Annotated in this window: 5 protein-coding genes and 1 pseudogene; 3 read left to right on the plus strand and 3 right to left on the minus strand. The window is 67.3% G+C overall.

Going from position 1 to position 6,552, the window contains the following annotated elements:
- The 3 genes and pseudogenes from ACFV3E_RS46230 to ACFV3E_RS46240 all read left to right on the plus strand — a co-directional run.
- A pseudogene (locus ACFV3E_RS46230) lies at window positions 1-106 on the plus strand (IS5/IS1182 family transposase); the annotation flags it as partial.
- Window positions 107-312: 206 nt separating this feature from the next.
- The gene (locus ACFV3E_RS46235) at window positions 313-810 is read left to right on the plus strand and encodes a hypothetical protein (protein ID WP_500542509.1); all 498 of its coding nucleotides are present in this window, start codon (window positions 313-315) and stop codon (window positions 808-810) included.
- 278 nt (window positions 811-1,088) lie between these two features.
- On the plus strand, window positions 1,089-1,934 hold the full coding sequence (locus tag ACFV3E_RS46240; RefSeq protein ID WP_500542511.1) for a hypothetical protein: 846 nt from the start codon (window positions 1,089-1,091) through the stop codon (window positions 1,932-1,934).
- A gap of 619 nt (window positions 1,935-2,553) precedes the next feature.
- Here the strand turns inward: ACFV3E_RS46240 and ACFV3E_RS46245 are convergent.
- From ACFV3E_RS46245 to ACFV3E_RS46255, 3 genes are all read right to left on the minus strand, one after another.
- Window positions 2,554-3,480: a hypothetical protein gene (locus tag ACFV3E_RS46245; RefSeq protein WP_500542513.1), complete on the minus strand. Its 927-nt coding sequence runs from the start codon at window positions 3,478-3,480 to the stop codon at window positions 2,554-2,556.
- Between the two features lie 1,950 nt (window positions 3,481-5,430).
- On the minus strand, window positions 5,431-5,817 hold the full coding sequence (locus ACFV3E_RS46250) for a toxin Doc (protein WP_500542515.1): 387 nt from the start codon (window positions 5,815-5,817) through the stop codon (window positions 5,431-5,433).
- Window positions 5,818-5,820: 3 nt separating this feature from the next.
- Window positions 5,821-6,063, minus strand: coding sequence for an antitoxin MazE7 (locus ACFV3E_RS46255; RefSeq protein ID WP_500542517.1), 243 nt, complete (start codon window positions 6,061-6,063; stop codon window positions 5,821-5,823).
- Window positions 6,064-6,552: the final 489 nt, after the last annotated feature.

Genomic DNA, 6,552 nt, shown 5'->3' on the forward strand with positions numbered 1-6,552 from the left:
CATGGCCACCCTCAAGCGCTGGCGCATCTTCCGTCACGCCCGCTGCAGCCCCAACCGCCTGTCGCCAGCAGCCAAAGCCATCCTCACCCTGGAGAAACAACGCTGAAAAAGCTCAGTGTCTCCACCGTCTCGCGCGGCGTCACCGAGCTGGCCGGGGACCCGCTGGCAACGAGGAGGGTCCGGGCTCCGGGAGCCGGACGCAAGCCGTTGACGGCGGTTGAGCCAAAGCACGATAGTTGTCACAAAGGCAGGCTTCCTGTCAGTTCCAGTTGGCTGCTTGAGCGTTGTAGTTGGCCGGTAGCGTCAGGCTTTATGGATGATGTGAGGATCGTTGTTGAGCGTCAGTACGCTCCGGACGCGATCGACTACGAGCGCCTCGTCTCGCTGGTCGAGTCCACCGGCGAACGCGTCGTGCTCACTGAGGCGGACGTGCCGGTAAGTGTGCTGTTCCCAGCGGAGACGGTGGCTGAGCTGGAGCACTGGGCCCGCGCCCACTACCCCGCGCCCGCACCACAGGAAGAGGAAGGCGCGGACGAGACTACGTGGGACGTCGGCCGGCTTGGAGCCGAGCCGTTGGCCAGCCCGCAGGAGTACGGAACCTACACCCGGTACGTGCGCGCTGACGGCAGGCGCGTGAGCTTCGCTCGGAGCGGGGTGGTGGTGGCGGTACAGCTGACCGCCGACGAGGCGGCGTGGCTCAGGGACAAGGCCATGTACACACGCCAGGGATTCATGGACCCCAAGCAGTCGGCGGCGTTCGCGGACTTCCTGGCCCGACAACCCCCGGTCGGCGTGCAGCGACTCTGCTAGTGGTTACAGAAAGACTGCCGAACGAGCATTTGTGACAAGCCTCGTGCTGCGTCAGTGACAACCAGGCTGCCTCGAGCGCGTTCTCGCCAGCTCGCCCAGACCTGCCGGTGACAACTACTGGGCTCGGCTCAGGTGTGACTGAGCGCCGCAGTTGGCCAGCTCGCGCACAGATGCACGGTATGTGACTGGAATCACACAGTCGATCCCAAAGTTCTTTGCTGGCCCACCGGTGGTGCGGAGGCCGAAGGGCAAAGCTGCCTACCGTCGGAGGAACGCCCGTGGACGCCATCCCGCCCGCCCCCGAGTCTGTGGTCGACTTGTCCTCACGTCCCCTACAGGCCGATGTGGAGCGCATTGGCGTGGCCATCAGCGGCCGGGTAATCGGCCAGGAGTGGCTCAGCCTCAACTACATCCTTGACGACACCGCGTCACCTGAGTCGCCTGCGCCCGCAGAGCAGCCGCCGCTCGTCATCACCCTCCCCATGCCGCCAGAGGTCTACTGGGCAGGCCGGGCCTGCGTGGAAATCGCAGATAAAGGCACGTTCCATGCAGTTGACCGGCTCGGCGCCTCCCTGGCACTGTCACAGGCCGGCCTGTGGCGTGAGGCGGTGTCGACCGCCGTGGCTGCAGACTGGGGCGATCGCCTCCGCACCGACGACCAGGGCGCACTTGGACGCGCGTTCATTCGGTATCTGCGGGCAGAGGCGCAAACGATCCACCGGCAGCTCAGGCCGCTGTGGCGCCGCCGGGCCCAGCGCTCAAGAGTTCTGCTCCTTGATACCCCAATGGGCGACGGTCTGTCCTTGCACGACCTTGTGAACGGCAGCCCCGATACGCAGACACTGGCGCTGGGCGCCGACCTCGCTGACCAGCGCCTTGCCGTGCTGCTGGGGTCTTTGACTCCCGAGGAAGGGGCCGTGGTGATGGCGTGGACTCACCCTGCCGTGGCTACGTGGGCGGATGCGGCGCTGTACGCCGGTGCAGCGGATCCTGTCCGCTTCGGGGAACGCGTACGGCGCAAGACGGGGCGTTGGGTCGCTGAGCGGCAACGCCGTCGCGAGCAACAGCAGTTGGTTCAGCCATCTGGGCTACGGCGATCGGGAAAGGGGAGCGAGCAGGCATGAGTCTGATGGTCCTGCTCGTGATCCTGCCGTTGGTCGTCGTTACCGTCCTCATGGGCGCTGGCGTCCTCGCGCTGCTTCTATACCGCCCGCATGATCCGCTCCGCTCGCAGGGACCCTTCCTGCGATGACACTCATGGCCACCGTCGTGAGAGCGCTGGTTGCGTTCACCCGAGCATGAACCCTGCCCGCTGGACTCCTCGGCATCGCCGCCCTTGATGGTGATCGCGTAGGTCGCGAAGCCATCGGGGCTTGCTTGAGCCAGATGCGCTGAAATGTGCGCGTCCGGTTCTGAGGGGGCCAGGGTCAAGCACTGCGCTCTCCGGGGCGAAATCGTCGACTGGGGGATTCCGTCGCCGTGCAGTAGGCGACGTGCGCGGCCCGCCTCCCCTCGCAGAAGGCCGCAGCCTGGCCGCCGAGTCGTGGAGGGTCTTTCACCCACGCGAGAAGGGAGAGATCCGGCGCGCGGGTTTGCAGGCTCGTTGTCCTTCGCACGCTCGGCAATCGATGCGCGCTCGTCAGGAACCAGAACGGGTGACTTCTCACGACGGGCGTGGCGTCGGGCTCGCTGGTGCGGCAGGTGGGGCGAGCGGCCAGGCGGGCTACGGTCACCACACGTCCGTCAGCGCTCCCGTTCCCGTTGCCGCAGGAGGCGGACGATGTCCTGCCGTAGCAGCGGCGCACCGGCTGGCCCCTTGACGAACTCCATGATTGTAATGTCCTCGTGGGTGCATTGCCCGTCGCCGTGCCCGCGGGGGTTCATGCAGTGCGAGCGGCTGTGCTCCTGCACGGTCCACCGGTGCTTGTACTGCACCCCGGCGTGGGGGGAGGCATCGCCGGATTGACCCTGCTCCGCTGCTTGACGGCCGATGATGGTGACCAGGCGGACGGTCCCGTCGTCGGTGATGCCACGCCGACGGTCGGCCCGTACCTTGGTTGGCCTGCGGGGCAGCGGCCGAGACTCGGTGACGGGCTTGCCGACGGACTCCTGGGTGATCAGGTCCCAGCAGGCGACCAGAAGCCGCGCCCCATACTCCGCCCCGCCGTCTGGGGCCTGGTCGAATACGCGTCCGGCCGTCAGGACGAACTCGCCCGAGGACTCCAGCGGCGGGACCGGGGCATCGCCCCAGTACCCGTCGTCCTCTGCCTGGTGGTACAGCGTCAGCCACCAGTGCTCCCCAGATGGGAAGGCGACGGGCAGGCGGGACTGAGTCTCCTCGTCGAACTTGCTCCAACCGGTGTCGGGTGAGTCGGGAGACCAGGGGCCCCAGGAGACCGCGATGAGGTCCCTGATGCTGGAAGGCTTGAGCTGCCGAACGGACCGACTGCGCCTGCTGCCCGGCGCCGGCGTGCGCGGCAGCGTGAGCCGGATCGGCTCGGCGAACACCAGTAAGCCGTACGGTGCGGGCACCCGATGCGCCGCCAAGGGCGCGGACCGCGCACGCATGGCCTTCCTGACAGCGACGGCGCACATGTCCGCATCGCCGAAGTACAGCCACGCCCGCGACAGCCGTTCCGCTTCCTGGTCGCACAGGATGCTGCCGGCCACATCCCAACTGCCGACGTCCGGGCTTACCGCGAGGGCACCGTCCTCGACGAAGCCCGCGGTGAGGCGGCGCGTATCCGGGTCGGTGACGTAGGAGATCTGCTTGCGTCGGATGTCGGGCAGCAGCCGCGGGTCCGGAGGCCAGGCCCGGCCGCTCCGCCTCGGAAGCCGTCCGACCCTCCAGCCAGGCTACGGTGGACGCGTCCGGTTCGGGCGGGTCGAGACTGCGAAGCCACGCGGCACTGGGCTCACAGCGAGTCGCGGTGACACCGGCGAGGAGCATCAGCCACGCGGGGATGTGCTCGGTTCGATCCTGGTCCAGAAGTAGGGATCCCCCGGGGGCGTCAGGGTGGCCAGCCACATCGGCGTACTCCACGACCAGGTCCGCCGCTGCAGCTCCAGCGTGGCGCTCCACCCAGTCGACCGCGCGCAGTGCCGCTTCCCCGTGCGGGGTGAGCGACCCGATTCCCATCATCCAGTTCAAGAGCAGCCACATCGGTTGCCGATATGCCACAAGGTTGGTGACCTCGTCGTCATGCGCGCGTAGCGCATGAAGCTGCTCCGAGACCCACTGCCGATCCACGGCCCCGCCGACTGCAGTGACACGGTCGACCAGCTCGACGCACATGCCCGCCAGTCGGTCCACCGAGAACACGGCGTCCGGGTGCGCACGCTCGCTGACCACCCCACGTCCGGGCAGCGCGGCGTTGCGCCGGGCCACGGCCCGGTTCATGGCCTCCTGCAACTGCGCCAACGGCACCGGCGGCCCGTCTGCGGTGATGCCTTCCTCGGCAAGGTACGGCATCAGCTCCGCGACGATGTCCTTGGCGCTGCTACCGCTGCCTGGGCCAGCCCCCGCGCCCGGGGGGCGGCGCACCTTCCTGCTGGCCTTCCCCATCAGCGCCACCCTCGCCGGGAGGTCCGTGCAGTCGTAGCCAGGCGGCCGCGCAACCGCCGCCGAGCCGAGTGCCGGTCTATGCCCGGGCAGTGACTTGAGGAGACACTCGCAGTCATAGCAATCGGGGACTCCAATCCGCGCCCTGGCTCCTGTCAAACCCGCCGAGCAGCCAGCTAGTCCGGTGATTTGGCCACACGTGATCCAACACCGAAACAGTTCAGCGAGACCAGTGCAGCCCTCTGCACTAGTGAAGAAGGTCGCAGGTCAGTGCAGACGGCGCCAGTATGAATTTCCCGATTCGAGTGACCTCCACACAAAAGTCCACCATCATGTTCAGCCCTTGTGCTCCGGCGCAGTTTTCTGGCCCGCGTACGACCCGCCGGGGCGCTGGCGATGTTGGGGTGACGCTGGCGGCCCTACGCCGGGTTCGGCGGTGAGGCTGGTGGCCCAGGCTGCGATGGACAGGCCAATGGAGGCCATGCCAGCCAAGTATGCGTGCTCGCTGCGTATGCCCATGCCGTGCATTAGGCGCCCGTGTTCATGTCCTCGCCCGCACCCTCCACTGCGGCAGCTCAGGGGCCGCCACCGCGGGAGTGCGAGCGGCAACCACGCAACCGCACTCGGGCAGCACCCCGACGCGGCCCTGGCCCAATCCCAGCCCGCCCCGATCCAGGACCGCTCGCCTGAGGAACTCGAAGTCGTAGCCAGGGCCGTGCGCGGCGCGCTGCGCAGAACCACTCGACAAGGGGCCGTCACCTCGTGGGAAACGCTGCGTCGTCAGCTGGGCTCTGCGTTGCCCCAGTTGACCCGGGCCGACCGAGCACGGCTCCTGGTCGACCAAGGCACCGATACCGACCAGCCGCCGCTGTCCATACTCGTCGCGGCCGGCGACCCTGGGGCGATCAAGGGGGAGGTGTTCAGGAAGCACCCCGAAGCCGCCGAGAAGTATGCCCTGGGAGCCTCGCGCTCGAGCGCGAGCTGGGCGTCGACTTCACCCAGAAATGTGGACTGGAGGGAAGCCGATGAGTCACCGCCGCAGATGCCCCTCGCCTCTATCACCCCTGCGGCGGGCTTTGCCAGGAGCGGAGGCGGTCAGAGATATCGAAGACGGTTAGGCGCAGGGCACGAATGTCAGCGATTAGGTCGCGCCACTGTTCGTAGGTGGCGTCGACGGTTTCGCCGGAGGCTTCGATGTAGGCGACGGCGATGCCGTAGCCGTACAGCTCGTTGCGGGCCGGCAGGGGGCGCTGGAGGATGATCGTGTCGAGGAGCGCAGCTGCCCGCCAGTAGGCGTCCGGGGTGTCGACATCGAGGCTAGGGGTGTTGACCCGGTGCCGAGCTACGGCCGCGACAAGCCCGGAGTAGTCACGGACAGCGAGGTCCTTGCCGAGGAGGTCTTCCTGGCGGTCCAGGAGCCAGCGGTGGTCGATCCGCAGTTCCAAGGCTCACGCCGCCCGGTACGGTGCACGTGCCGGTGCTGCGCCGAAGTCGCGGTCGAATCCCTCAGCAAAGCCGGGTCGGGCGACGGCAGCGCGGAAGGCGTCGGTGGCCTTGCCCAGGTTGGCCTGGTTCTCCTCCGCCAGCGCCAGCTCGGCAAGGTAAGCGCGGACGCTGAGGCCGCGGGTAGCGGCCAGGGCCGCGAAGCGGTCCCGCGTCTCTGTGTCGATCTTCACCGTGGTGTCAGCCATAACCCCAGTATGCATCTGCGTATACCGTTGTGAATACCAATTCGGTCGAGGATGTCACCAGTGAACGCATCTGAGGTGATCCCGCACAGGAGATTGCCTGCAATGACGTGGCACGATCACACATGGCTACCGAACGCTCACGCGGCCCCGGGGTGCTCGATCGGGTGAATGGGTCAGAGCAGTAGCCGCGACTCGCGAGGCGCCCGCGCATGAGTCGAGGGCATCGCGGTGCTGGGCAGGTGCTAGCTGGGGACCCTATTTGTCCTGCAACCGAGCAAAGGTCCTGAGTGCGAGGGCGATCTCCTCGTCATCGTGATTACCGGCGGCCCACTGGAGGTCGTCGACCGCGCTCAGTACCGAGAGGGCTCGGATCGCATGATCTTCCTGAGGACTGACTGACCTTGGCTGATCATGTGTCTGGTGCTATGTCGTATTCATGGGCACTGGGCGAGGGGCCGGTGACTTTCACCGGGTGCGGGAGCAAAGGCG

Source organism: Streptomyces sp. NPDC059718 (assembly GCF_042733315.1).
Lineage (GTDB): Bacteria > Actinomycetota > Actinomycetes > Streptomycetales > Streptomycetaceae > Actinacidiphila.

Coding starts and splice junctions, on each gene's coding strand:
- ACFV3E_RS46255 (WP_500542517.1), bottom strand. CDS start 6,063: ATGGCTGACACCACGGTGAAGATCGACACAGAGACGCGGGACCGCTTC.
- ACFV3E_RS46235 (WP_500542509.1), top strand. CDS start 313: ATGGATGATGTGAGGATCGTTGTTGAGCGTCAGTACGCTCCGGACGCG.